The 23,811-nt window shown below is 38.1% G+C and carries 25 protein-coding genes and 1 pseudogene; 18 read left to right on the top strand and 8 right to left on the bottom strand.

Features of this window, described 5'->3' with window-relative positions; translation table 11 throughout:
- The first annotated feature begins 102 nt into the window (after window positions 1-102).
- From HMPREF2876_RS00520 to HMPREF2876_RS00505, 4 genes are all read left to right on the top strand, one after another.
- Window positions 103-846: an alpha/beta fold hydrolase gene (locus HMPREF2876_RS00520; RefSeq protein ID WP_070583914.1), complete on the top strand. Its 744-nt coding sequence runs from the start codon at window positions 103-105 to the stop codon at window positions 844-846.
- 347 nt (window positions 847-1,193) lie between these two features.
- Complete coding sequence (locus tag HMPREF2876_RS00515; protein ID WP_024052212.1) at window positions 1,194-1,652, top strand: hypothetical protein; 459 nt, start codon at window positions 1,194-1,196, stop codon at window positions 1,650-1,652.
- A gap of 274 nt (window positions 1,653-1,926) precedes the next feature.
- A complete protein-coding gene (locus tag HMPREF2876_RS00510; RefSeq protein WP_003024352.1) occupies window positions 1,927-2,601 on the top strand; it encodes a response regulator transcription factor in 675 nt (224 codons plus the stop codon).
- The gene (locus HMPREF2876_RS00505) at window positions 2,591-3,937 is read left to right on the top strand and encodes a sensor histidine kinase (RefSeq protein ID WP_003024354.1); all 1,347 of its coding nucleotides are present in this window, start codon (window positions 2,591-2,593) and stop codon (window positions 3,935-3,937) included. The genes HMPREF2876_RS00510 and HMPREF2876_RS00505 overlap by 11 nt, the downstream gene beginning before the upstream one ends.
- Before the next feature lie 433 nt (window positions 3,938-4,370).
- Here HMPREF2876_RS00505 and HMPREF2876_RS00500 read toward each other — a convergent pair whose 3' ends face one another.
- Entirely contained in the window at window positions 4,371-5,819 is a 1,449-nt protein-coding gene (locus HMPREF2876_RS00500) for an alpha-amylase (RefSeq protein WP_070583912.1), read from the bottom strand.
- A gap of 176 nt (window positions 5,820-5,995) precedes the next feature.
- Between HMPREF2876_RS00500 and HMPREF2876_RS00495 the strand changes: the two genes are divergently transcribed.
- Window positions 5,996-7,609, top strand: a complete 1,614-nt coding sequence (locus HMPREF2876_RS00495; RefSeq protein WP_070583910.1) for a M20/M25/M40 family metallo-hydrolase — start codon at window positions 5,996-5,998, stop codon at window positions 7,607-7,609.
- A 48-nt stretch (window positions 7,610-7,657) separates the two neighbouring features.
- On the opposite strand, the gene HMPREF2876_RS00490 is transcribed toward HMPREF2876_RS00495, so the two are convergent.
- The 3 genes from HMPREF2876_RS00490 to coaA all read right to left on the bottom strand — a co-directional run bounded on the left by HMPREF2876_RS00490 (window position 7,658) and on the right by coaA (window position 9,456).
- On the bottom strand, window positions 7,658-8,167 hold the full coding sequence (locus HMPREF2876_RS00490) for a DNA topology modulation protein (protein WP_070583938.1): 510 nt from the start codon (window positions 8,165-8,167) through the stop codon (window positions 7,658-7,660).
- Window positions 8,168-8,230: 63 nt separating this feature from the next.
- Entirely contained in the window at window positions 8,231-8,482 is a 252-nt protein-coding gene (rpsT, locus tag HMPREF2876_RS00485; RefSeq protein ID WP_020999623.1) for a 30S ribosomal protein S20, read from the bottom strand.
- 53 nt (window positions 8,483-8,535) lie between these two features.
- The gene (coaA, locus tag HMPREF2876_RS00480) at window positions 8,536-9,456 is read right to left on the bottom strand and encodes a type I pantothenate kinase (RefSeq protein WP_024052207.1); all 921 of its coding nucleotides are present in this window, start codon (window positions 9,454-9,456) and stop codon (window positions 8,536-8,538) included.
- A 92-nt stretch (window positions 9,457-9,548) separates the two neighbouring features.
- Between coaA and HMPREF2876_RS00475 the strand changes: the two genes are divergently transcribed.
- The 8 genes from HMPREF2876_RS00475 to HMPREF2876_RS00440 all read left to right on the top strand — a co-directional run bounded on the left by HMPREF2876_RS00475 (window position 9,549) and on the right by HMPREF2876_RS00440 (window position 17,288).
- Entirely contained in the window at window positions 9,549-10,142 is a 594-nt protein-coding gene (locus HMPREF2876_RS00475) for a class I SAM-dependent methyltransferase (RefSeq protein WP_024052206.1), read from the top strand.
- Window positions 10,139-11,416 carry a pyrimidine-nucleoside phosphorylase gene (locus HMPREF2876_RS00470; protein WP_024052205.1) on the top strand — a complete coding sequence of 426 codons (1,278 nt, stop codon included), beginning with the start codon at window positions 10,139-10,141 and terminating at the stop codon, window positions 11,414-11,416. The genes HMPREF2876_RS00475 and HMPREF2876_RS00470 overlap by 4 nt, the downstream gene beginning before the upstream one ends.
- A gap of 18 nt (window positions 11,417-11,434) precedes the next feature.
- Window positions 11,435-12,097, top strand: a complete 663-nt coding sequence (gene deoC, locus HMPREF2876_RS00465) for a deoxyribose-phosphate aldolase (RefSeq protein WP_070583908.1) — start codon at window positions 11,435-11,437, stop codon at window positions 12,095-12,097.
- Entirely contained in the window at window positions 12,084-12,473 is a 390-nt protein-coding gene (locus HMPREF2876_RS00460; RefSeq protein WP_024052203.1) for a cytidine deaminase, read from the top strand. Before deoC ends, HMPREF2876_RS00460 begins: the two co-directional genes overlap by 14 nt.
- Before the next feature lie 72 nt (window positions 12,474-12,545).
- Complete coding sequence (locus tag HMPREF2876_RS00455) at window positions 12,546-13,601, top strand: BMP family lipoprotein (RefSeq protein WP_024052202.1); 1,056 nt, start codon at window positions 12,546-12,548, stop codon at window positions 13,599-13,601.
- A gap of 136 nt (window positions 13,602-13,737) precedes the next feature.
- Window positions 13,738-15,273 (top strand): ABC transporter ATP-binding protein, encoded by a 1,536-nt coding sequence (locus HMPREF2876_RS00450; protein WP_003024370.1) that lies wholly within the window; start codon window positions 13,738-13,740, stop codon window positions 15,271-15,273.
- A complete protein-coding gene (locus HMPREF2876_RS00445; RefSeq protein ID WP_003036657.1) occupies window positions 15,266-16,330 on the top strand; it encodes an ABC transporter permease in 1,065 nt (354 codons plus the stop codon). The genes HMPREF2876_RS00450 and HMPREF2876_RS00445 overlap by 8 nt, the downstream gene beginning before the upstream one ends.
- A 1-nt stretch (window position 16,331) precedes the next feature.
- A complete protein-coding gene (locus tag HMPREF2876_RS00440) occupies window positions 16,332-17,288 on the top strand; it encodes an ABC transporter permease (protein WP_024052200.1) in 957 nt (318 codons plus the stop codon).
- 110 nt (window positions 17,289-17,398) lie between these two features.
- Here HMPREF2876_RS00440 and trhA read toward each other — a convergent pair whose 3' ends face one another.
- A complete protein-coding gene (gene trhA, locus HMPREF2876_RS00435; protein ID WP_024051674.1) occupies window positions 17,399-18,046 on the bottom strand; it encodes a PAQR family membrane homeostasis protein TrhA in 648 nt (215 codons plus the stop codon).
- The gene (locus HMPREF2876_RS00430; protein ID WP_024051673.1) at window positions 18,030-18,488 is read right to left on the bottom strand and encodes a DUF1836 domain-containing protein; all 459 of its coding nucleotides are present in this window, start codon (window positions 18,486-18,488) and stop codon (window positions 18,030-18,032) included. Before HMPREF2876_RS00430 ends, trhA begins: the two co-directional genes overlap by 17 nt.
- A gap of 113 nt (window positions 18,489-18,601) precedes the next feature.
- Between HMPREF2876_RS00430 and yaaA the strand changes: the two genes are divergently transcribed.
- Window positions 18,602-19,333, top strand: coding sequence for a peroxide stress protein YaaA (yaaA, locus tag HMPREF2876_RS00425; protein WP_024051672.1), 732 nt, complete (start codon window positions 18,602-18,604; stop codon window positions 19,331-19,333).
- 42 nt (window positions 19,334-19,375) lie between these two features.
- Here yaaA and HMPREF2876_RS00420 read toward each other — a convergent pair whose 3' ends face one another.
- Together HMPREF2876_RS00420 and HMPREF2876_RS00415 are read right to left on the bottom strand one after the other, a co-directional pair.
- Window positions 19,376-19,927 carry an NADPH-dependent FMN reductase gene (locus HMPREF2876_RS00420; RefSeq protein WP_070583906.1) on the bottom strand — a complete coding sequence of 184 codons (552 nt, stop codon included), beginning with the start codon at window positions 19,925-19,927 and terminating at the stop codon, window positions 19,376-19,378.
- Window positions 19,928-19,993: 66 nt separating this feature from the next.
- Window positions 19,994-20,440, bottom strand: a complete 447-nt coding sequence (locus tag HMPREF2876_RS00415) for a MarR family winged helix-turn-helix transcriptional regulator (RefSeq protein WP_024051670.1) — start codon at window positions 20,438-20,440, stop codon at window positions 19,994-19,996.
- Window positions 20,441-20,524: 84 nt separating this feature from the next.
- Between HMPREF2876_RS00415 and HMPREF2876_RS00410 the strand changes: the two genes are divergently transcribed.
- The 4 genes and pseudogenes from HMPREF2876_RS00410 to asnS all read left to right on the top strand — a co-directional run bounded on the left by HMPREF2876_RS00410 (window position 20,525) and on the right by asnS (window position 23,749).
- Window positions 20,525-21,013, top strand: coding sequence for a cell wall elongation regulator TseB-like domain-containing protein (locus HMPREF2876_RS00410; protein WP_024051669.1), 489 nt, complete (start codon window positions 20,525-20,527; stop codon window positions 21,011-21,013).
- Complete coding sequence (locus tag HMPREF2876_RS00405; protein ID WP_070583904.1) at window positions 21,010-22,188, top strand: pyridoxal phosphate-dependent aminotransferase; 1,179 nt, start codon at window positions 21,010-21,012, stop codon at window positions 22,186-22,188. Before HMPREF2876_RS00410 ends, HMPREF2876_RS00405 begins: the two co-directional genes overlap by 4 nt.
- Window positions 22,189-22,236: 48 nt before the next feature.
- Window positions 22,237-22,383: pseudogene (locus tag HMPREF2876_RS10715) on the top strand (glyoxalase); the annotation flags it as partial.
- A 19-nt stretch (window positions 22,384-22,402) separates the two neighbouring features.
- Window positions 22,403-23,749, top strand: a complete 1,347-nt coding sequence (gene asnS, locus HMPREF2876_RS00395) for an asparagine--tRNA ligase (RefSeq protein WP_024051666.1) — start codon at window positions 22,403-22,405, stop codon at window positions 23,747-23,749.
- Window positions 23,750-23,811: the final 62 nt, after the last annotated feature.

Here is a 23,811-nt window from a genome sequence, read left to right as displayed (position 1 = left end):
TGAAGGGCTTTTGTTTTTTTGGGTTCAATATTTGCTTGTTACTCTCAATAAAATATAAAAGTAAAGTTTGTTTTGGAAACATCTGACTGAAAGGATAAGAATATGAAGGCTTATTTTATTGGAGGACTAGGTTGCAATTGCTATTATCCCCAGGACTTTTTTAATGTCCTGTCTTTTCCAGTTACTTATCTAGATATGTATGATTCTAGGTTGGAAGAGCAACTGATTTCATTACAGGCGTTGAAAGATTGGTTTATGGCACAAGTTGATATGGATGACGATATTCTGTTAATAGCCCATTCTTTGGGAGCAGATTTAGCAGTTTATCTAACAAGTGTCTATGATAAAATTACGCATCTCGTCTTATTAGATGGTGGATACATTAATATGGATAAAATTTGCCCTTTGAATATAGAAATTGAAGATTCTCTGAATTATCTTCAAACGAATGTTTATGAGAGCCTAAAGAAAGTTGTTATAACTGAAAAACAAAGCTCTGTTATATGGTCAGAAAATTTGGAGAGGGCGGCAAAAGAAAGTTTTGTTTTTGATAAAGTTCAAAAACATTGGCATTTAAGCTTATCTGAAAAGTTAATGACTCACTTATTGACAATAAGACGGCAAGTTTTTAGAAATTTGTCCTTTTTGAAAAATAAAAATGTAATTTTGTTCATTCCAGAAATAAACAAGGAAACACCAATTTGGAAAAAGAGGGCTATACAGACCATCCCGAACTTTCTAAACCTCATAGAAATGACTATCTGTAGTCATTCATTGTATATGGAAAAACCGAAAGAAAAAGCAGCATTACTTGAAGATAAAATGGAAATTAGGTCACTCTTTTGAGAAAAGAGACTTTACTTTGCTCTTTGCCTTTTCTAGGACAAATTTGATGAGATAATCTTCTAAACTAAATTGGAACAATCTGATTTAGTTTTTTTATTTCTATAATTTCTGTATTGTTTTACTACTTATTTTCTTTATTTTTAGTTTCTTTTAAGAAAAAATTCAGTCACTTTTAAGAAAAAGTAGATATGATAGTTCCATTCAAAAGAAAGGACGTAATGAGATGAAAAACTTAAAGTTAAATTTGTTTGTCTGATAAATCTTGGCATTAAAGGAGTTATTGTGGCAATACTCTTTGGAATGCAATCTCTGATCGCTTAAAAATAGAAAGAAGGAATTTGACAAAAATGAAACAAGAGAACACAAGTAAGAAAGAGAAGATGATCATGGTTGAAAGAAGTACCAAATGGTGGATGACTGTTGTATCAAGCGGGGCACTCGCTGTTGGTCTTCTCAGTGGGCTAGGCATTGGCTCTTTAGCGATAAATGCACTCAATCAGCAGGCAAGAGTACAGACAAGCACAACAACTCAGGCACAAAATAATCAACAACAGGGAAATTCGCAGCCAAATCAAGGTGGTCCGGGAATGCCCCCAGGTGGACAAAATGGAAATAATCAAGGCGGTCCAAACGGAATGCCACCCAAACAAAATGACGATCAAAGTGACAATAGTAACAGCCAAAATGGCTCAGGAAACAGTAATAACTCAAAGAAAAAAGCTCCATCAAATGCTGACGGTTCAACCAAATCAGATAAGAATAGTAGCACGACAGAAAATAATGATTCAAATACAACAAATTCTTAATATTTCAGAGGAAGTCATGATATAATAGAATCAGAACGTCAGTAGATTGGTTTTCAAAAAGGTGAAGTGAGAAGAAGTCTTTACTTATACTTAGTTCACGATTAAGGGAATGGGGGCAGAACTGAACATTAAAAATATTTAGTTCGTGTTCTCATCCCCTCAAGCCTCAAAGTACTGTTTTGAGCAATCAGCTACTGCATCGTTAGTTTAGTGCATAACGAATTTTGAAACTGGAGACTTTTGTCCCAAACTCGTATTTTAGAAGGAAAAGCATATGATTAAGATTCTATTAGTGGAAGACGACCTCGGTCTATCTAATTCGGTATTTGATTTTTTGGATGATTTTGCAGATGTCATGCAAGTTTTTGACGGTGAGGAAGGATTGTACGAGGCCGAGAGTGGCGTGTACGACCTTATCTTGCTTGATTTGATGTTGCCAGAAAAAGACGGTTTCCAAGTATTGAAAGAATTGCGTGAAAAAGGCGTTACCACACCTGTTTTGATTATGACAGCCAAAGAAAGTTTGAATGATAAAGGACATGGTTTTGAACTGGGAGCTGACGATTATTTGACCAAACCATTTTATTTGGAAGAGTTAAAAATGCGGATTCAAGCTCTCTTGAAGCGTTCTGGCAAGTTCAATGAAAACACCCTTTCTTATGGCGATGTCACTGTTAATTTATCAACAAACACTACACTTGTAGACGGAAATGAAGTAGAATTGCTCGGAAAAGAATTTGACTTGCTGGTGTATTTCTTGCAAAATCAAAATGTTATTCTACCGAAGACGCAGATTTTCGATCGATTATGGGGGTTTGATAGTGATACAACCATTTCAGTCGTAGAAGTCTATGTTTCAAAAATCCGGAAAAAATTGAAAGGGACGACCTTTGCGAACAATCTTCAAACGCTTCGCAGCGTCGGATATATTTTAAAAGATGCTGAATAAACTTAAAAAAACATGGTATGCGGATGATTTTTCTTATTTCATTCGCAATTTTGGTATTTTTACTCTCATTTTCTCAGCCATGACTTTGATTATCATTCAGGTGATGCGCTCAAGCCTTTATACAACGGTCGATAATAACTTGAAAAGTCTCAGTCAGGATTCCGCTTCTGTCATCAATTTGGCGCTCGCTCGGAGAGTGGGGATGGAACAGAAGTCAGACAACGGAGAGCCTAAAACCGACACGGGTGACAAAGAGCTTACTGATAAACCAAATGTCAGTGCCAATACGGAAGTTATTTTATTTGATAAGAATTATAAGCCAATCATTACAAGCAATAATTTTCTGGGACTTAATAAACTTTCCTTTAATAGCAAGCAATTGGATCGCATTCGGCAAGTCCAGGTTAAAAGCAATTATGGTCGACAAGAAACCTATCGGATGATTTTATTTGAAGTGAAAATCCCAAATTTGGAAACCAATGTCAAATATGCAGCGGTCTTTATCAATATCAGTCAGTTGGAACAAACTAGTCAAAATCATGAGCAGCTGATTGTAGTTGTGATGATTAGTTTCTGGGGAATTTCCTTGATTGCCAGTGTCTATCTGGCTCGAGTTAGTGTTAAACCTTTGTTGGAAAGCATTCAAAAGCAAAAGAGTTTTGTCGAAAATGCCAGTCATGAGTTGCGCACGCCTCTAGCTGTTTTACAAAATCGTTTGGAGACTTTGTTTAGAAAACCAGAAGCCACCATTATGGAATCAAGCGAAAGCATTGCTTCTAGTTTGGATGAAGTGCGGAACATGAAAATGTTGACGACAAATCTGCTTAATCTAGCACGGCGTGACGACGGGATTAAACCAGAAATTGGCGATGTCGAGCCAAATTTCTTTAATACGACCTTTACCAACTATGAAATGGTTGCCGCAGAAAATGGGAAAACTTTCCGATTTGACAATAGGATTCACCGCATGATTAAAACAGACAAGACCTTGCTGAAGCAATTAATGACGATTCTGTTTGACAATGCTCTGAAATATACAGATGAAGACGGTGTGATTGAATTGACAATCTCTGCAAATGATCGAAATTTGTTTTTAAAGGTTTCAGATAATGGTCCGGGGATTAGTACGGCAGATAAGAAAAAGATTTTTGATCGTTTTTATCGGGTTGATAAAGCACGGACTCGGCAGACAGGTGGTTTTGGTCTAGGCTTGTCGCTTGCAAAGCAAATCACAGAAGCTCTTAAAGGAACTATTACGGTGAAAGATAATAAGCCGAAAGGAACTATTTTTGAGGTGAAGATTGCCATTAGAACGGACAATAGAAAGAAAAAATAAGTCAGGAATAACCTGTATTCATAGGGAAGGTTGTTTCGGAAGATGAGAAAAAACACGAACAAAGTCAGGATTAGTTGTTAGCTATCTTGATCTGTTCGTGTTTTTATCTTGTTTAAAAGCAGAGTTGAATGGTTGAGGCTGGGGAATGTCAACATCATTTTTTTAACTTCCGTCTGCCGGGCGGATGAGTTGTCTGACTTTTGGTTTATGCTGTCAGCTGGGCGGACGAGTTGCCTGACTTTTAGTTTATGCTGTCAGCTGGGCGGACGAGTCGCCTGAGTTTTAGTTTATACTGTCAGCCTGGCGAACAAACTGCCTAAGTTTTAGTTTATGCTGTCAGCTGAGCGGACAGGACTCCCAACTTTCGGTTTGCTTCATCGCCCTAATCGACAGAGAGAAGAATTTGGGTTCCAATCTCGCTATGTTCTTTATTTTATTGCGCAGACCAGACACTAACTGACTTTTCTGCAACTGGGAAATCTGCCCAGCCGTCTTTTTTGATTGTCACGGTTGATGAGCTGTTTCCTAAGTAATCTTTGAATTTCTTACCAGCCCAATTTTTACCGACATACATGCGTTTTGAACTGGCTTGATCGTTTGTTAAGATGACAGCAATCGGCTGTCCGTTGTCTTTTCCTGAACGGGTCCAAGCAATGCAATGCTCGTCGTCAAAATAATCTTTCTGTTTTCCATAGGCTAAGTTGAGACGAATATCTAATAATTTATCAAGAACTGTTTGGAAGCTGTCTTGAGCGAATTCGCCTTTGATACCATAGTAATCTCCATAGAAAACGCAAGGCAGACCTGCTTCACGCAACAAAATGAGAGCGTAAGCAGCAGGTTTAAACCATTCTTCAACAGTTGATTCCAGCGCTTGTCCACGTTGTGTGTCATGATTATCGACAAAAGTAACAGCCGATTTAGGGTGGTTTTTGACAAGCGTTTGTTCAAAAATATTTCTCAAATCATAGTCCGCCCCAGCGCGGCTAGCATCAAATAAGTTGTGGTGCAGTTTGACATCTACTAGATCAAAACGATAGTCAATACTTCCTAAATAATCGTTATTTGCAGTTTCATCACCATTCCAAAACTCTCCAAAGACATAGAAATCTTCTCCATACTTTGCCATAATGTCGCGGATAAAATTTCCCATAAAGAAAGAGTCAATATGCTTAATAGCGTCCAACCTAAAGCCATGAATGCCGGTTATTTCGATAAACCAATCTGCCCAATCATAAAGGTTTTGAATGACTTCTGGGTGCTTAAAATCAAGGTCAGCGTACATGAGATAGTCGAAATTTCCATTTTCATTGTCCACTAAATCATCGTCAGCCCAACCTTTGTTGTCCCCTTGAATGAGGTAAATCCCTGATTTATTTCGCTTAGCGTCATAATCCGTTCCTGTGAAGTGGTACCAACGCCATTCAAAATCATTGTATTTTTTATGGCGACCGGGGAATGTGAACTTGGTCCAGCCTTTTATTTCAAAAGGCTCAGAGAGGGCGACTGTACGATCATTTGGGTCAACTTCAATAACAGTAAATCTCTCTTTGTAATCCGCTGCCGCCTTGTGATTTAAAACGATATCTGCAATGGGTTCAATTCCATTTTCTTTGAGTGCCTTGATTGCGTTCAAATAGTCTTCCTTAAAGCCATACTTTGTCCGAACCGTTCCTTTTTGGTCAAACTCGCCTAAGTCAAATAAATCATAAATGCCGTAGCCGACATCGTTGGAACTAGTGGCTTTAAAAGCAGGTGGCATCCAAACCTTGCGAATGCCTTTAGAAGCCAGATGGGGAGCGTCTGTTGCCAAACGATTCCAATGTTGTCCGTCATTTGGTAGATACCATTCAAAATATTGCATTAATGTTTGATTTTCCATACGAGATACCTCTTTCTGGTCTTGTTGGCTATTATTTTATCAAAATAATCTTAACAGCGCAAACGATTGCGTAAATTTTATAGAGTCAAAGGATGAAAAATAGATTGAAACGATGATTGTTGAGGTATATAATAAGGTCAGCGAGCTATTTTTATAAAAAGTTGAAGGAGCCATTGATGAAAAATAGGATTCAAGATATTTTTGACAAGAGCATGGCGATTGAGAGTTTCACGCATACGAGTTCAGAAAGAAATATTGAAAATTTTCTCAATCACTATATTGGCGGTTTGCCGTATTTTCAGGAGCATTCAGATTATTTTGGCACCTATCAGATTCCGGATGATATTTACCAGCGTAGTGTTAATTGGGCTTTGGTAAAAGGTCATTGTGCAGATACAGTGATTTTGTTTCATCACCATGATACGGTGGATATTGAGGATTTTGGAAATTTAAAGGAATTTGCTTTTGATAATGTTGCTTTGAAAAAGGCTTTAGCGAGTGCTTCACTGGGTCAAGATGTGTTAGACGATATAGCTGCTAACGAATGGCAGTTTGGCCGTGGGTCATGTGATATGAAAGCTGCATTGGCTTTGCAATTGGGAGTGGTAGCAGAATATGCGAGCAAAGCAGAAGGAGAAGTGAATCTTCTTTATTTATCAGTTGGAGATGAGGAATCTTATTCTCAGGGAATGCGTGCTGCTGTAGGTTTGCTTGCTAATCTGAAAAAGAAATTTCATCTGAATTATATCTTGGCGATTGATTCAGAACCATTTGAAAGTCCTTCAGCTCAAGAAAAAGTACTGCATGTTGGAACAGTTGGAAAGATGATGCCTGTCGTGGTTACGCAGGGTATTCTTTCCCACATGAAAGAGCCTCTAAAAGGTATCAATGCTGTTTCACTCCTCGCAAAAGTGGTGGAAAAAATTGACCTTAATCCCCGCTTGTCGGATTCGATTTATGGAGAGCAGGCTCCTTTGCCTTCGTGGTCTTACATGCGTGATTTGAAGGAAAATTATGATGTGTCAACTGTTCTCAGAGCAGCAGGCTATTTTAGTGTTCTTTATTTAGATAAAAGCCCAAAAGAGCTGATGACGACGATTCAACAACTCTGCCAAGAAGCCATTGATGAGTTTTATGAGCGTTATCAGGCTTTGCAGGTAACTTATAAAGAGGATAAAAAAGTCACAAAACCTCATGTATTGACTTATGAAGAGTTAATACAGTTATGTCAAAAGAAGGCTGGATTTGAAGAATTTATGCACAAGGCAAACCAATCTGCTCATGAAGCATTTCAAGCGGGTTCAAGCTATCAAGAAATAACCATTGCAACTGTTCAAAAGGTGTTAGATTTCTATGATAAAAAGGAAGCATTTGTTGTGCTAGCTATTGCACCGCCTTATTATCCTTCTATGAATTGTCGACATCTGAAAAATAGCGTGGTTGATATTGAAAAACTCATTGCACTTTATAGTGGATACTTATCTGACACAGCGGCTGGTCGTCTCGCAGTAGAAGAGTTCTTTATGGGAATCTGTGACATTAGTTACTGTGCTTTAGAAAAATCTGTTAAAGAGTATCAAAAAATTATCGAGAGTATGGCTGTTCCTGAACATTTATATTCGATTGATTTTGAGAAAATTCAGGACATCAATGTTCCTGGCATCAATCTGGGACCTTGGGGAAAAGATTTACATCAGTTAACAGAACGCGTCTATGAAAAGGATATGTTGGAGACGATTCCTCAATTTCTGTTATATTTGCTAGAACATATTGACAGTATTAAAAAATAAAAAAACAAGAGCTATATTCATAACTGAGCTGAATATAGCTTTTGATGTTTATGAAAATTGCGCTAAAAAGTTATCTAGTTCTTTTTGGTTATGAAGAACTATAAATTTGTAGGGATACATTTTTTGAAGTTTCTCATATCGTTTCCGAATATTAGCAGTTCGTCCGTCAAGTAAGATCCAGCGGATAAATTCCCAGTCAAACTTTTCAGGACAGCCTTGTGCCATACTGCCTCTGACCTTACCTCTGTTCTTGGAATAACGCTTTGCAGCCCGTAAAAGACAATCCCAACGCGAGAAATTTAAAAAGATAATTTGGTCTGCTTGCTCCATTCTCTCTTCATAGCAGCAGGAGCTGTAGTTTCCGTCTATCACCCAAGACAGATTCTCGTTTAAGAAAGTCTTGACTTGCTCTTGCATCCAGCTGCGGTCACTCATTTCCCAATTGGGTAGAAACTGCAGCGTGTCTAAATGCAATTTGGGAATAGAGTAATACTGGGCTAATTTGGTCGTTAAAGTAGATTTTCCCGATCCAGAATAACCAATGATTATAATTTTCATGTCTAGCCTTTCTGTTTTCAGCAACAAAAAAAGCTCCTTTGAGCTCTTTTTACGTTATGCAGATTATTTTGCAAGTTTGCTAGCAAGGCGTGCTTTATCGCGGCTCGCTTTGTTTTTGTGAATCAAACCTTTAGTTTCTGCTTTATCGATAGCTGAGCTTGCAGCACGGAAAAGTTCTTCAGAAGGATTTGCTTCAAATGCTTTAATTGCAGAACGCATAGCTGATTTTTGAGCTGAGTTTTTTTCGTTTTGTTTAACGTTTAATTCAGCGCGTTTGATAGCTGATTTAATATTTGCCAATGTTTTCACCTCCAATGATATACTAACTATCTAATTATATATGAAAACTTGAGATTTGACAAGCCTTTTTATTTTTTTAAGTAAATTTCATCAATTTCATGATTTTCTGTTTTATGAAGAATAATTTCAGCTCGGTTGCGTGTGGGTTCGATATAATCCTGTAAATTGACAAGATTAATAGATTTCCAGACATTTTGAGCAAATTCCATAACTTTGTTTTCTGGCTGAGAAGTGAAAGGATGATAATAGTTATTTGGATCTTCTTTTGCTAACGTGAGCAATTTTTTAAAGCGGTCCAGATACCAAGTTTCGATATTTTCAACTTCCGCATCCACGTAAATCGAAAAATCAAAGAAATCCGTCATATAAAGGCGTTCATTTTGTGGATTTTGGAAAACGTTGATACCTTCAACAATGACAAAATCTGCAGCTGTAACAGACTGTTTTTTATCAGGAACAATATCATAAATTTCATGTGAATAAACAGGGATTTGGTAGTTCTGTCCATTTTTGATATTGTCAAGAAAATCAAGCAGCAGCTCCATGTTATAACTTTCTGGAAAGCCTTTGCGCTTGAGGAGATTTTGCTCCTGCAAGTGAGTATTTGGATAAAGAAATCCGTCCGTCGTCACCAATTCAACAGTAGCATTTGAAAATGTTCTAGATAAAAGGATTTGCAAGAGCCGACTGGTAGTAGATTTTCCGACAGCGACACTTCCAGATACACCTATGATAAATGGTTGGCGCTTGCTCGCTTTTTGTAAAAAAATCCCTTTTGAAAATGCTAAATCTTCTTTTGAGCGCTTATAAATTTGGATGAGGCTGGTCAAGGGCAGATAAACATCTGTCACATCTTGAAGGCTAATCTTATCATTGAAACTTTTGATAGAATTCAATTCTTTTTGCGTCAAAGGCGGGGTTGTTTTACGATGCAGATTTTGCCAAGTTTTTCGACTAATCTTTTCAAAATGGATAAATTCGTTCGTCATATTCACTCCTATAGTTGAAAAATAGTATAACATAATTTCAAACAAATTGTAAACGGTTTACAAATAAAAGGTCTTTATGTTAAAATAGTTTTATGGCTAAAATGTATTTCGCAGAAAATCCAGATGCAGAACATGATATTCACAAATTGAAGGTTCAACTTCTGGGGCAAAATGTGACTTTCTTGACTGATGCAGGAGTATTTAGTAAGAAAATGATTGATTATGGCAGTCAAGCTCTTTTAAAGTGTCTTGATTTTCATAATCAAGAAAGCGTATTAGATGTCGGCTGTGGCTATGGAACATTAGGACTTACTTTGGTCAAAGCTAAAGAAGTCGAAGCAACGCTTGTTGATATAAATCAGCGCGCTCTTGATTTGGCGCGTCAAAATGCTGAGCGCAATCAAGTCCTAGCTACGATTTTTAAATCTAATCTTTATCAAAATGTAGAAGGGAGATTTCATCATATTATCAGTAATCCACCGATTCGAGCAGGGAAACAGGTCGTTCATGAGGTGATTACAGGAAGTTATACGCACTTACTAGACGGGGGCGACTTGACGATTGTGATTCAAAAAAAACAAGGGGCACCAAGCGCAAAAGCTAAGATGGAAGAGGTTTTTGGAAACTGCGAAATTCTAAAAAAAGATAAGGGATATTATATCCTTAGAAGTAGGAAGGAAATATGAGAGCAGTTGATGTTATTCAGAAAAAGCGAGACGGCTTAGAATTAACTAGTGATGAAATCAAGTGGTTAATTGAAGGCTATGTTGCCGGAACTGTGCCAGATTATCAAATGTCAGCTTTTGCAATGGCAGTGTATTTTAAAGGCATGACCACTCGTGAAATATCTGATTTGACCATGACCATGGTAGGGACAGGTCAGCAAATTGATTTGTCAGCTATTTCTGGAATCAAGGTTGATAAGCATTCAACCGGAGGCGTAGGAGACAAGGTAACGCTTGTACTGGTGCCTTTGGTAGCTAGTTTTGGAATTCCCGTTGCTAAAATGAGTGGTCGTGGACTCGGTCACACAGGGGGAACGCTTGATAAATTAGAATCCATTAAAGGATTTCAAATTGAGCGTAGCCAAGAAGAATTTATTAAGCAAGTACAGGATATTGGACTATCCGTCATTGGTCAGTCTGATCAGTTGGTGAAAGCGGATAAATTGCTGTATGCTTTGCGTGATGTGACCGCGACCGTTGATACTATTCCTTTAATTGCAAGTTCTGTTATGAGCAAGAAAATTGCAGCTGGTGCAGATAGTATTTTGCTAGATGTTACAGTTGGTGAAGGTGCATTTATGAAGAACTTGGATGATGCGCGTGCTCTAGCTCGTACTATGGTTGATTTAGGAAAGGCAGTTGGGCGTAAGACGACAGCAGTTATTACTGATATGAGCCAACCTCTGGGAACTAGCATTGGTAATCGTTTGGAAATCCTTGAAGCTTTGGATATCCTGCAAGGAAAAGGACGAGAAGATGTAACAGAATTTATTTGTGAATTAGGTCAAATTATGCTCAGCTTAGCAAATGTCGAAAAAACTGTAGACGAGGTTCGAGAACATCTATTTAATGGTGCAGCTCTTCAAAAATTTGAAGCTATGGTTGCAGCGCAAGGTGGCGATTTAGAAGATTTGTACAGCCCTTCATCAGCAAAATACGTTGTAGAAGTGACTGCAGATGAAGCGGGTTATATTTCTGAATTGCCAGCTATGGAATTTGGTTTATTTGCCATGCGGCTAGGTGCAGGCCGAGCGGTGAAAACGGATGCCTTAGACTTTGAAACAGGAATTGTTTTTGAAAAGAAAGTCGGAGAATCAATCAAAATTGGTGAAATTGTTGCAAAAATTTATGCAAATGCAAAAATTTCACAAGAACTAGTTACAGAATTCAAAAAAAATGTTAAAATAAGTAATGAGCCGAAAAAAGTTCAAGAGATTATTGAAGTAATCGCTTAACTTACAGGAGAACCGAAAATGAAGTTAAATAAATACATCGATCATACGCTTTTGAAACCAGATGCTCAACAAGAGCAAATTGAAAAATTGATTGAAGAAGCAAGAGAATATGATTTTGCAAGTGTCTGTGTCAACCCAACTTGGGTCAGCTTTGCAGCAGAAGGATTACGAGATACAGATGTTAAAGTTTGTACCGTTATTGGATTCCCACTGGGAGCAAATACGCCTGCTGTGAAAGCATTTGAAGCAAGAGATGCTATCAAGAATGGTGCAGACGAAGTGGATATGGTGCTCAACATTGGTGCTTTGAAATCACAAAATCTTGTTTTGGTAGAAGAAGATATTGCAGCAGTAGTAGAAGCTAGTGGTGACACGCTTGTAAAAGTAATTATTGAAGCTTGTTTGCTGACAGATGAAGAGAAAGTAATCGCTTGTCAATTAGCTAAGAAAGCTGGTGCAGACTTTGTGAAGACTTCAACTGGTTTTTCAACTGGAGGCGCTACTGTTCATGATGTGGCTTTGATGAGAAAAGCAGTTGGTCCGAATATGGGGGTCAAAGCTTCAGGAGGCGCTCGCTCATACGAAGATGCAGTCGCATTTATTGAAGCAGGCGCAACGCGTATTGGAGCTTCTTCTGGTGTAGCCATTATGAAAGGAGAAAAAGCTAGTGGCGACTACTGAGTTGATTAATCTAGCTATTGAGACAAGTAAAAAGGCCTACGTTCCTTATTCTCATTTTCCAATTGGTGCTGTACTAGTAGCAAAAAATGGTCAGATTTTTACAGGTGTGAACATTGAAAATGCTAGTTTTGGTCTGACGAACTGCGGTGAGCGGACAGCCATATTTAAGGCTATTTCAGAAGGTGTTACGGAGTTTGAGGAACTAATCGTTTATGGTGAAACTCAAAAGCCCGTTTCTCCGTGTGGAGCTTGTCGTCAAGTAATGGCAGAATTTTTTCCGCAGAATTTAAAGGTAACACTTGTTGCCAAAGATAAATCGACGGTCGTGATGACGGTCAAGGAATTACTTCCATATTCTTTTACTAACTTAGACTAGTTAGTAAAAAAGGTCATTTGACCATAGTTAATCTTGCAACGTTGTTGCACATCTTATTTAGGAGGTTCAGAGATGAACAAGAAACAATGGCTAGGCCTTGGTCTAGTAGCTGTCGCAGCAATTGGACTTGCTGCATGTGGTAATCGTGCATCTAAATCAGATAATAAAGATGCAAAGACGGATTTGAAAGCTGCAATTGTTACAGATACAGGTGGTGTAGATGATAAATCATTTAACCAATCTGCTTGGGAAGGTTTGCAAGCTTGGGGTAAAGAAAATGGATTGACAAAAGACCATGGCTTTACTTACTTCCAATCTACAAACGAATCTGAATACGCTACAAACCTTGAGCAAGCTGCTTCTAGCAATTACAAATTAGTATTTGGTATTGGATTTGCTCTTCGTAATGCAGTAGAATCTGTTGCAAAGGATCACTCTGATATTAACTATGTTATTATTGATGATGAAATTAAAGGTCAAAAGAATGTAGCTTCTGTACTCTTTGCAGATAACGAAGCTGCTTACCTTGCTGGTGTGGCTGCAGCCAAAACAACTAAAACAAAAATGATTGGTTTTGTTGGTGGTATCAAAGGTGCTGTATTAACTCGTTTTGAAAAAGGTTTTGAAGCAGGTGTGAAATCTGTTGATCCTTCTATTAAGATTGATGTGAAATACGCTGAAAGCTTTGGAGATGCTTCTAAAGGGAAGACAATTGCAGCAGCTCAATATGCAGCTGGTGCAGACGTTGTTTATCAAGTAGCCGGTGGTACTGGTGCTGGTGTATTCAACGAAGCAAAATCTATCAACGAAACTAGAAATGAATCTGACAAAGTTTGGGTCATCGGTGTTGACCGCGACCAAAACGATGAAGGTAAATACAAATCTAAAGACGGCAAAGAATCTAACTTTGTTTTGGTATCTAGCTTGAAAAAAGTTGGTGGTACTGTAAAAGATATTGCTAACAAAACAGCAAAAGATAAATTTCCAGGAGGAAAAACTACAACTTATGGTCTGAAAGACGGTGGAGTAGATTTGACAACTAAGAACTTATCAGATGATGCTAAAAAAGCTGTTGAAGATGCAAAAGCAAAAATCCTTGACGGAAGTATTAAAGTTCCTACAGAATAAATAATAACCTGACACTCAAGAAGCGACCTTCGTGGGTCGCTTTTTTGAGATTGAGCCAGCTTTTGTCTCAGTAAAGCTGGCTAATCTTTTAGTGAGTTTTACTGAAATAAAATAATTTCTGAAAGGAATCAATCATATGGCACATGAGAATGTCATTGAAATGCATGAAATAACCAAGATTTTTGGTGAATTTGTCGCAAATGATAAAATCAACTTAAATCTAAGACGCGGTGAAATTCATGCACTTTTAGGAGAAAACGGAGCGGGCAAGTCCACTCTGATGAATATGTTAGCTGGCTTGCTTGAGCCAACAAGTGGTGAGATTACTGTGAATGGAAAATCAGTGACAATTGATTCTCCATCGAAATCAGCATCTTTAGGAATTGGAATGGTTCACCAGCATTTCATGCTGGTAGAGGCTTTTACGGTTGCTGAAAATATCATTTTGGGTAGTGAAACGACCAAAAATGGTGTTTTAGATATTCGAAAGGCAATCAAAGACATCAAGGAACTATCCGAAAAATATGGTTTAGCTGTGGATCCGACTGCAAAAGTTGAAGATATTTCAGTTGGTGCGCAACAACGTGTTGAAATCTTGAAAACATTGTATCGTGGCGCAGATATCTTGATTTTTGACGAACCAACAGCAGTATTAACTCCTTCAGAAATTGAAGAACTAGAACATATCATGAAAAATCTAGTCAAAGAAGGAAAATCCATTATTTTGATTACACATAAATTGGATGAAATCCGTGCTGTTTCTGATCGTGTAACTGTCATCCGTCGCGGTAAGAGTATTCAAACCGTTGAAATTGGTGGCGCAACGAATAAAGATCTTGCTGAAATGATGGTGGGACGTTCGGTATCCTTTACAACGGAAAAAGAAGCTTCAAATCCAAAAGAAGTTGTTCTATCTATTAAGGATTTGGTTGTGAATGAGAATCGTGGTGTGCCTGCTGTTAAAAATTTATCTTTGGATGTACGAGCTGGTGAAATTGTTGGGATTGCCGGGATTGATGGCAATGGACAAAGCGAGCTAGTTCAAGCAATCACAGGTCTTCGGAAGGTGAAATCAGGTAGCATTACCATTAAGGGGAAAGAAGTCGTTGGCTTATCTCCGCGGAAAATTACCGAAATGCAAGTTAGTCATGTGCCGGAAGACCGTCATCGTGATGGCTTGGTTTTAGATATGATGTTGTCTGAGAATATGGCTCTGCAAACTTATTACAAGGAGCCATTAAGCAAAAATGGAATTTTGAATTACAATAATATCACTTCTTATGCACGAAAGTTAATGGATGAATTTGATGTTCGGGCTGCAAGTGAAAGTGTTCCAGCATCTGCTCTTTCAGGAGGAAATCAACAAAAAGCCATTATTGCTCGTGAAATAGACCGCAATCCTGACCTTCTAATCGTTAGTCAGCCAACTCGTGGATTAGACGTTGGAGCGATTGAATACATTCATAAACGTTTGATTGAAGAACGTGACAAGGGTAAAGCAGTGCTTGTGGTCAGCTTTGAATTAGATGAAATCCTGAATGTTTCAGACCGTATTGCTGTTATTCATGATGGTAAGATTCAAGGTATTGTAACTCCAGCAGAAACTAATAAACAAGAGTTGGGTATCTTGATGGCTGGTGGTGAAATTAAGAAGGGAGATTCAAATGACTAAGAAAACGCAGCAAATTGCGGTGCCTTTGATTTCCGTTGTTCTTGGAATTTTACTTGGTGCCATTATCATGTGGATTTTTGGCTATGATGCTATCTGGGGTTATGAAGAGCTGTTCAAAGCTGCTTTTGGTACTATCCGTAGTATTGGTGAAATTTTCCGTGCAATGGGTCCACTTATTTTAATTGCTCTTGGGTTTGCAGTAGCAAGTCGGGCTGGATTCTTTAATGTCGGTTTGCCAGGGCAAGCTTTAGCTGGTTGGATTTTGAGTGGCTGGTTTGCACTTTCGTTTCCTAATCTTCCTCGTCCAATTATGATTCTTGCTACAGTTGTCATTGCAGCAGTAGCTGGTGGGATTATCGGTGCTATTCCTGGTATTCTTCGTGCTTATTTGGGAACAAGTGAAGTTATCGTTACGATTATGATGAACTACATCGTTCTCTATGTTGGAAATGCAATGATTCATAGTTTCCCAAAAAGTGTTATGCAAAGTATTGACTCAAGTGTTAAGGTTGGAGCTAATGCAACCTATCAAACAGAATGGCTGCGGGCATTGACCAATAATTCACGGATGAATATCGGAATCTTCTTTGCGGTCATTGCAGTTGTCCTTATCTGGTTTATGCTGAAAAAAACAACGCTTGGATTTGAAATCCGTTCTGTCGGGCTAAATCCAAATGCGAGTGAATATGCAGGGATGTCTGCTAAACGGACGATTATTCTTTCAATGATTATCTCAGGTGCCCTTGCCGGTGTCGGAGGTGTTGTTGAAGGACTTGGAACTTTCCAAAATGTCTATGTACAAGGAAGTTCCCTAGCTGTCGGCTTTAATGGTATGGCCGTTAGCTTGCTGGCAAATAATTCACCAATTGGTATTCTCTTTGCAGCATTCTTATTTGCCGTGCTTCAAGTCGGAGCTCCAGGTATGAACACCGCAACGATTCCAGCGGAACTGGTAAATATTGTAACAGCATCAATTATTTTCTTTGTAAGTATTCATTACATCATTGAACACTTTATCAAACCAAGAAAACAAGCGAAAGTAAAGGGAGGAAAATAAGATGAATTTTGTAACAATGTTAAGTCTGTTAGTTTCCTCTATGCTGATTTATGCAGCACCTTTAATCTTTACTAGTATCGGTGGTGCCTTCTCAGAGCATGCTGGGATTGTCAATGTCGGACTTGAAGGTATTATGGTTATGGGGGCTTTCTCAGGCGTTGTCTTTAACCTTACTTTTGTGAATACCTTTGGAAGTTTAACGCCTTGGTTAGCACTTTTAGTTGGTGGTATTGTGGGACTAATTTTCTCACTCATTCACGCTGTAGCGACTATCAATTTCCATGCGGATCACGTTGTTAGTGGTACAGTACTTAATTTGATGGCGCCTGCGTTAGCGATTTTCTTGGTAAAAGCTTTCTATAATAAAGGGCAAACAGATAATATTCAAGTATCATTTGGTAAATTTAATTTTCCACTATTATCAGATATTCCTGTCATTGGAGATATCTTCTTTAAACACACCAGTCTAATGGGGTATATTGCAGTTGCGTTTGCTTTCCTAGCATGGTTCATTATGTTTAAGACGAAATTTGGGCTTCGTTTGCGCTCCGTAGGTGAACACCCACAAGCGGCAGACACCCTCGGTATCAATGTTTATCTCATGCGTTATTACGGTGTGATGATTTCAGGTTTTCTTGGCGGTGTTGGTGGAGCGATTTATGCACAATCTATTTCCGTAAATTTCGCTGCTACAACCATTATCGGACCAGGATTCATCTCACTGGCTGCTATGATTTTTGGTAAATGGAATCCAATTGGCGCTATGCTTTCAAGTCTATTCTTTGGGCTATCTCAAAGTTTAGCCGTTATCGGAAGTCAATTACCATTCCTATCACATGTACCAGCTGTGTACCTACAAATTGCACCTTATGTATTGACTATTGTTGTGTTGGCAGCATTCTTCGGAAAAGCTGTTGCACCAAAAGCAGACGGTGTCAATTATATTAAATCAAAATAAACTATTGCAAAAAGCCAAGTTACTTTTCAAAGTAGCCTGGCTTTTTTGATAAAAAAAACAATCATTCTGCTAAGAAGAGCGACTTAGAGAATGATTGTTTTTAAAATGTTTTACATACAATAGACAATAGCAAGATATTGAAGTGCAGAAGCAGCTAGGATAAAGAGGTGCCAAATCATGTGGAAATATGGTTTTTTCTTAGCATAAAATCCTGCACCAACAGTATAACAGAGTCCTCCAGCTAACATCAATCCCCAGAAAATAGGTCCCGTTTGACCAATGATTTGCGGAATAATCAGAATCACTAACCAGCCCATAATAAGATAAAGTGCTAAGCTAAATTTTTCATTAACTTTTTTAGCAAATATTTTATACAAAATACCAAAAATGGTCGTTCCCCATTGAATTGTGATAATAAGATAACCCAACCAATTGTTCATAAGGGATAGTACGACTGGCGTATAACTTCCCGCAATAGCAATGTAAATCATTGAATGATCGATGATCCGTAGAATATACTTATGCGTAGAACCATAGCTCATTGAATGGTAAATCGTTGAAGAAAGAAACATCAGAAATAAACTGATGACAAAAATTGAAACTCCGACAGCAGCAAGCATACCATGTTCTTCATAGCTATAAATGGCTGAGATAGGAAGCAGTACTAACATAACCACAGCCCCGACAGCGTGAGTGACAGCATTGGCAATTTCTTCCCCGAAGCTGAGTTGTTTGCTGAGTTTAAGCGTTTGATTCATTTGTTTTACCTCCTTCTAAGGCTAGAGCTAATTTCTTTGTTTGATGAAATAATTTCACCGTTTGGCAAGCTGCTTCAATAGCAGGTGCGACTGTGTCAGCTTTTTCTTCTCGCATGCAATTAACGAATTCATTATAAAGAGTAGCCGAATCTTTTTCGTCTACCAGAAGTTGAATCGTCTTGATAATATCTGGTATTGGAAAGACAGGTTTTAACGTCGTCAGTACAATCAGACGAGCAATCTGTACGCGATTGTATTTTTTCTTAATTGGCTTTGGAATGTGGGTGTGTTTCACATAATTATTGACCATAGCAGCCGTTAAAGGCTTATCTGTGCTATGAAATGCTTGTTCGTTGACACCATTCACATAGAGGAGAACCTGGTCAAGATAAAGATCTAACTCTGGTAGTTCTTCCCAAGTTGGGAATTTTGTGATTTTCAAAATATCCACCTCTTCCTTATCTAGTCTCGATAACTAGATTATATGATAATGATTGTCTGTTGTCAAGAGAAAAATCATTTGTTCTGCAAAATAACTTTTGATACAATAAGATTATGAAAATTTTAATTCCAACTGCAAAAGAAATGAATCTTAGCCTTAAGCCTCATGGCAAGTGTTTTCTTTCAGAGCAAACAAAAACAATTGTAGCTAGTCTATCACAGTATTCTATTGAAGAATTAGCAGATTTCTATCATATTAGTCTGGAACGTGCAGAAGAAGAGTATATTCATCTTCAACAATTAAAAAATGGGCAAGCCTTGACTTACCCAGCTTTGCATTTATTTGATGGTCTTATGTATCGAAACATCAAAAGAAGTCACTTAACGGAGCAAGAGTTGAGGTATGTAGACAAGCATTTGTTCATCACTTCTAGTCTATATGGTGTTATACCAGTTATGGCGTTGATTTCACCTCATCGCTTGGATTTTTTAGTAAAATGTACTATTTTTGGCAAAAGCTTGAAAAATTATTGGTGCAATGATTATGACGTAGCTATTTCAGATGAGGAAATGATTTTATCTCTGCTATCAAGTGAGTTTGAGACAGTGTTTTCCAAATCTGTGCGTGATAAGATGCTTCGGTTTAAATTTTTAGAAGATAGAGAAGGAAGTTTGAAAGTTCACTCAACTATTTCTAAAAAGGCTCGTGGTCAATTTTTAACTGCCTTAATTGAAAATCAGATAACAAGCAAAGAAGAAATCAAGCAATTGCAATTTGCAGGTTTTGCTTTCCGAGAGGATTTGTCTACGATAAATACCTATGTCTTTGTTAAGGAGAATAAATAAAAACGGAATGATGTAAAAATATCATTCCGTTTTGGGTTGTTTTTAGTCAATAGCTGCTAATAATGCTTCAGCTTGAGCTGCGAGTTCAGCTTGTTTTTCTTCGGAAACTGTCAGTTGACCTGTTCCCCAGGCTTCCGGGTTAACGGCAACACCAGTAAATGGTTCAACAACTTTCATACGAATAAATGGAAGAAGGCTGCGATAATGTTTGAAAACTTCATCTGGAGAAGTTCCATTGGCTACAGAGGAAACTGTTACAAGTTTTTCATTAAGAGCAGAAGGTCCTGATGGGTTTGAAAGGTCAAGCGCACGTGATAGCCAATCTAAGAGATTTTTAACAACTCCTGGAATTGCCCAGTTATAGGTTGGTGAGAAGAGCCAGATAGCATCAGCAGCGAGAATTTCTTCACGAGCTTTGGCAACAGCCGCAGGAGCTGGGCTTTCAATATCTTGATTGAAAAATGGAACATCTTTGAAATCAAGATAAGAAACTTCAGCTTTGCCAGCAAGAATGTTTTCAGCTTGAGAAGCTAACTGATGGTTGAATGAGCCTTGGCGAAGAGACCCGACGATAAATAGCACTTTTTTAGACATATAAGTCACTCTCCTTTTCTTTTGTACCTGCTTGTGTTACAACAAATACCACTAGTTAGTAAGAAATTAGCTCAACTTTTTAAATTTCTTTAAAATCCGAATCAAATCTTCTTTATCTTGCTCTGTTAAAATGTTAAATACTTGTTGAATATTTTGAATATGATCTGGAAGTACCGCTTCAATTTTACTACGTCCTTCTGGAGTCAGTCCGACTAAAAAAGAACGTCGATCAGATGGGTCACAGGTACGAAAAATCCAACCGTCCCGTATCATATTTTTAATGACAACGGTCATATTTCCAGATGTAGCAAGCATTTTATCAATTAAATCTTGAATGCGTAAGTTCCCTTTGCTATAAAGGGTTTCTAAGACTGAAAATTGAGTGGGAGTCAGATTGTGTTGTTTTGCCGCCTGATTTTCAAAAGTTCGAATCGTTCGAATAGCTTTATTTAAAATAATCATGGTTTTTAAATCTAAATGATTTTCTTGAAAAAGTTTTGTAAGTTTGTCCATAACTGTATTTTATCAATAAGTAGTAATAAAATCAAATTTTAGAAAAAGATAGAAAAAAATCATTATTTATAGTATAATGGACGAGTGAAAAATAGAAGAAAAAATGATAGAAATTTCATTATTTGGCAATATATTATCGGAAGTGTGATAGTTTTGGTCGTTCTCACTTTTTCTTTTCTTTACATTTTAAATCTATCTATAGATCCTTACCAATCAGCTAAGGTAACGGCTAGTAAAATTGCTCGTCAATATGCGGATTTGGATAAAGTGGATCGCTTTGCTATTTATAACGGTGAAAAAAGTTATTATAGTCTTTTGGGGAAAAATCGTAAAAAGACGCAGCTTGCTGTTTTAATAGAAGCAGATAGTGATAAAATCTATACTTATGAGTTGTCCAAAGGGATTAGTCAAGAAAAAGCAAAACAAATCGCTAAAGAGATTGGTGCCAAACAAATTGATAAAGTGACATTTGGCTATGTAAAAGAGCAACCAATCTGGGAAGTCAAGTCTGGAACAATTTATTATAATGTTGGATTTGAAACAGGAACATTGCTCAGCAAGGAGGGGCTATGATATTATCAAATCGTGTTTTAGATATGGAAGAAAGTGTAACCTTAGCAGCAGCAGCGCGCGCAAAAGCTTTAAAAGCACAAGGGCGTGATATCCTTTCGCTGACTTTGGGAGAGCCAGATTTTCCAACTCCGAAGAATATTCAAAATGCTGCTATCTCTGCAATAAAAGACGGTAGAGCTAGCTTTTATACGGTTACCAGTGGTCTGCCTGAATTAAAGGAAGCAATTGTAGCATATTTTGCAAAATACTATGGTTATACGATTAAACCAAATCAAGTGACCGTTGCGACGGGTGCAAAGTTTTCCCTTTATACCTTTTTTATGAGTGTCATCAATCCAGGTGATGAAGCGATTATTCCGGCACCGTGTTGGGTTAGTTATGGCGACCAGATTAAGATGGCAGAAGGGATACCAGTTTTTGTTCAAGCGACGGAAGCAAATCATTTCAAAGTGACCGTTGAGCAATTAGAGGCTGCTCGGACAGAGAAAACGAAAGTTTTGGTGTTCAATTCTCCTTCCAATCCAACGGGAATGATTTATACTGCTGAGGAGTTATTAGCGATAGGTAATTGGGCTGTAGAGCATGATATTCTCATTTTGGCAGATGATATTTATGGCCGCTTGGTTTACAATGGAAATGAATTTACACCGATTTCGAGTCTTTCTGAAGCTATTCGCAAGCAAACAATTGTTATTAATGGTGTATCTAAGTCGTATTCGATGACTGGTTGGAGACTTGGTTATGCTGTTGGAGAGTCTGAAATCATTGCAGCGATGAGTAAAGTGGCTGGACAAACGACTTCTAATCCAACCGCTGCTTCCCAATATGCGGCGATTGAAGCTCTAAAGGGTCCTCAAGATACTGTTGAAATCATGCGTCAGGCTTTTGAAGAACGTCTCAATACCATTTATCCTTTGCTTGCAGAAGTTACTGGCTTTGAAGTGGTGAAACCACAAGGAGCGTTTTACCTCTTTCCAAATGTTAAAAAAGCAATGGAGCTGAAAGGCTATTCAGATGTGACAGAGTTTACAACAGCAATCCTAGAAGAAGTAGGTGTCGCTCTTGTAACGGGTGCTGGCTTCGGTGCGCCAGAGAATGTTCGCCTGAGCTATGCGACGGATATGGATACCTTGATAGAGGCCGTTCATCGTATCAAGGCGTTTATGGAGGATTAAAAAATGATCGATCATTTTACCCTTAAGGTAAAGAATTTAGAAGTTTCTAAAGCTTTCTATCAAGCAGCTTTGGCTGCTGGAGAAAAGGATAATGGTGCACCTAGCTAACGTAAAAATTACCATGTGGGATACTATGCGGCCTTTGTGATAGATCCAGACAGGAACAACATTGAGGCTGTTTATCATAAAAAATAAAATAGAAAAGAGAAAAAACATGTCAACAAAATATACTTCAATTATGGATGTTAAAAATCATGTCGGAGAAGAAGTGACGATTGGTGCTTGGGTTGCCAATAAATCAGGAAAAGGAAAGATTGCTTTTCTGCAATTACGCGATGGGACAGCTTTTTTTCAAGCTGTGGCTTTCAAGCCAAATTTCCTTGAAAAATTTGGTGAAGAAGAGGGTTTGAATAAATTTAATATCATCAAACACTTGAACCAAGAAACAGCTGTTTTGGTAAAAGGAATCGTCAAAGAAGATGAGCGCTCAAAATTTGGATATGAATTAGACGTGACGGATATTGAAATCGTTGGAGAGTCTAATGATTATCCTATCACACCAAAAGAGCACGGAACAGACTTTTTGATGGATCATCGTCACTTATGGTTGCGTTCACGCAAGCAAATGGCAATTATGCAGATTCGCAACGCAATTATCTATGCTTCCTATGAATTTTTTGATCGCAACGGCTTTATCAAATTTGATAGTCCGATTTTATCGGGAAATGCAGCAGAAGATTCCACAGAGCTTTTTGAAACAGATTATTTTGGAACTCCTGCCTTTCTAAGTCAATCTGGGCAACTTTACTTAGAAGCAGGTGCTATGGCACTTGGTCGTGTATTTGACTTTGGTCCTGTTTTCCGTGCCGAAAAATCCAAAACACGCCGCCATTTGACAGAATTCTGGATGATGGATGCAGAATATCCATTTGTTACTCATGATGAGTCGCTTGATCTTCAGGAGGCTTATGTGAAGGCTTTGATTCAAGGAGTTTTGGATCGTGCACCACATGCGCTTGAAGTGTTGGAACGTGATACTGATCTTCTTAAAAAATACGTGACAGAACCCTTCAAACGTATTTCTTACGATGAAGTAATTGACCTCTTACAAGAACACGAAAATGATGAAGAAGCTGAGTATGAGCATATCGAACGAGGTGATGATTTCGGGTCACCACACGAAACTTGGATTTCAAACTATTTTGGTGTGCCAACTTTCGTTGTGAACTACCCTGCTAGCTTTAAGGCTTTCTATATGAAACCTGTTCCTGGTAACGAAGAACGTGTGCTTTGTGCAGACCTTTTAGCACCAGAGGGCTATGGAGAAATCATAGGTGGATCAGCTCGTGAAGAAAGCTACGAAAAATTATTAGCGAAGATTGAAGAAAATGGTCTGAACTCCGATGACTACGCTTTCTATCTTGATCTTCGTAAATACGGTTCTGTTCCTCATGCTGGATTTGGACTTGGTTTAGAACGTATGGTGACGTTTGTTGCAGGAACGAAACACATCCGTGAAGCCATTCCATTCCCACGTATGCTCCACAGAATTGAGCCTTAGGAAATGTAAAAACGCCGATTGGCGTTTTTTTTAAAATTAAAAGAATATGAAAAATGAATAAG

The sequence above is a fragment of the Streptococcus sp. HMSC073A12 genome (assembly GCF_001812815.1).
In the GTDB taxonomy this organism is placed as follows: domain Bacteria; phylum Bacillota; class Bacilli; order Lactobacillales; family Streptococcaceae; genus Streptococcus; species Streptococcus vaginalis.
This window is presented reverse-complemented; position numbering and strand designations above follow the sequence as displayed.

Coding starts and splice junctions, on each gene's coding strand:
- HMPREF2876_RS00440 (WP_024052200.1), top strand. CDS start 16,332: ATGAATTTTGTAACAATGTTAAGTCTGTTAGTTTCCTCTATGCTGATT.
- asnS (WP_024051666.1), top strand. CDS start 22,403: ATGTCAACAAAATATACTTCAATTATGGATGTTAAAAATCATGTCGGA.
- HMPREF2876_RS00505 (WP_003024354.1), top strand. CDS start 2,591: ATGCTGAATAAACTTAAAAAAACATGGTATGCGGATGATTTTTCTTAT.
- HMPREF2876_RS00490 (WP_070583938.1), bottom strand. CDS start 8,167: ATGAAAATTATAATCATTGGTTATTCTGGATCGGGAAAATCTACTTTA.
- coaA (WP_024052207.1), bottom strand. CDS start 9,456: ATGACGAACGAATTTATCCATTTTGAAAAGATTAGTCGAAAAACTTGG.
- HMPREF2876_RS00470 (WP_024052205.1), top strand. CDS start 10,139: ATGAGAGCAGTTGATGTTATTCAGAAAAAGCGAGACGGCTTAGAATTA.
- HMPREF2876_RS00420 (WP_070583906.1), bottom strand. CDS start 19,927: ATGTCTAAAAAAGTGCTATTTATCGTCGGGTCTCTTCGCCAAGGCTCA.
- HMPREF2876_RS00510 (WP_003024352.1), top strand. CDS start 1,927: ATGATTAAGATTCTATTAGTGGAAGACGACCTCGGTCTATCTAATTCG.
- HMPREF2876_RS00520 (WP_070583914.1), top strand. CDS start 103: ATGAAGGCTTATTTTATTGGAGGACTAGGTTGCAATTGCTATTATCCC.
- HMPREF2876_RS00495 (WP_070583910.1), top strand. CDS start 5,996: ATGAAAAATAGGATTCAAGATATTTTTGACAAGAGCATGGCGATTGAG.
- HMPREF2876_RS00455 (WP_024052202.1), top strand. CDS start 12,546: ATGAACAAGAAACAATGGCTAGGCCTTGGTCTAGTAGCTGTCGCAGCA.
- HMPREF2876_RS00445 (WP_003036657.1), top strand. CDS start 15,266: ATGACTAAGAAAACGCAGCAAATTGCGGTGCCTTTGATTTCCGTTGTT.
- HMPREF2876_RS00450 (WP_003024370.1), top strand. CDS start 13,738: ATGGCACATGAGAATGTCATTGAAATGCATGAAATAACCAAGATTTTT.
- deoC (WP_070583908.1), top strand. CDS start 11,435: ATGAAGTTAAATAAATACATCGATCATACGCTTTTGAAACCAGATGCT.
- HMPREF2876_RS00405 (WP_070583904.1), top strand. CDS start 21,010: ATGATATTATCAAATCGTGTTTTAGATATGGAAGAAAGTGTAACCTTA.
- HMPREF2876_RS00475 (WP_024052206.1), top strand. CDS start 9,549: ATGGCTAAAATGTATTTCGCAGAAAATCCAGATGCAGAACATGATATT.
- HMPREF2876_RS00515 (WP_024052212.1), top strand. CDS start 1,194: ATGAAACAAGAGAACACAAGTAAGAAAGAGAAGATGATCATGGTTGAA.
- HMPREF2876_RS00500 (WP_070583912.1), bottom strand. CDS start 5,819: ATGGAAAATCAAACATTAATGCAATATTTTGAATGGTATCTACCAAAT.
- yaaA (WP_024051672.1), top strand. CDS start 18,602: ATGAAAATTTTAATTCCAACTGCAAAAGAAATGAATCTTAGCCTTAAG.
- trhA (WP_024051674.1), bottom strand. CDS start 18,046: ATGAATCAAACGCTTAAACTCAGCAAACAACTCAGCTTCGGGGAAGAA.
- HMPREF2876_RS00415 (WP_024051670.1), bottom strand. CDS start 20,440: ATGGACAAACTTACAAAACTTTTTCAAGAAAATCATTTAGATTTAAAA.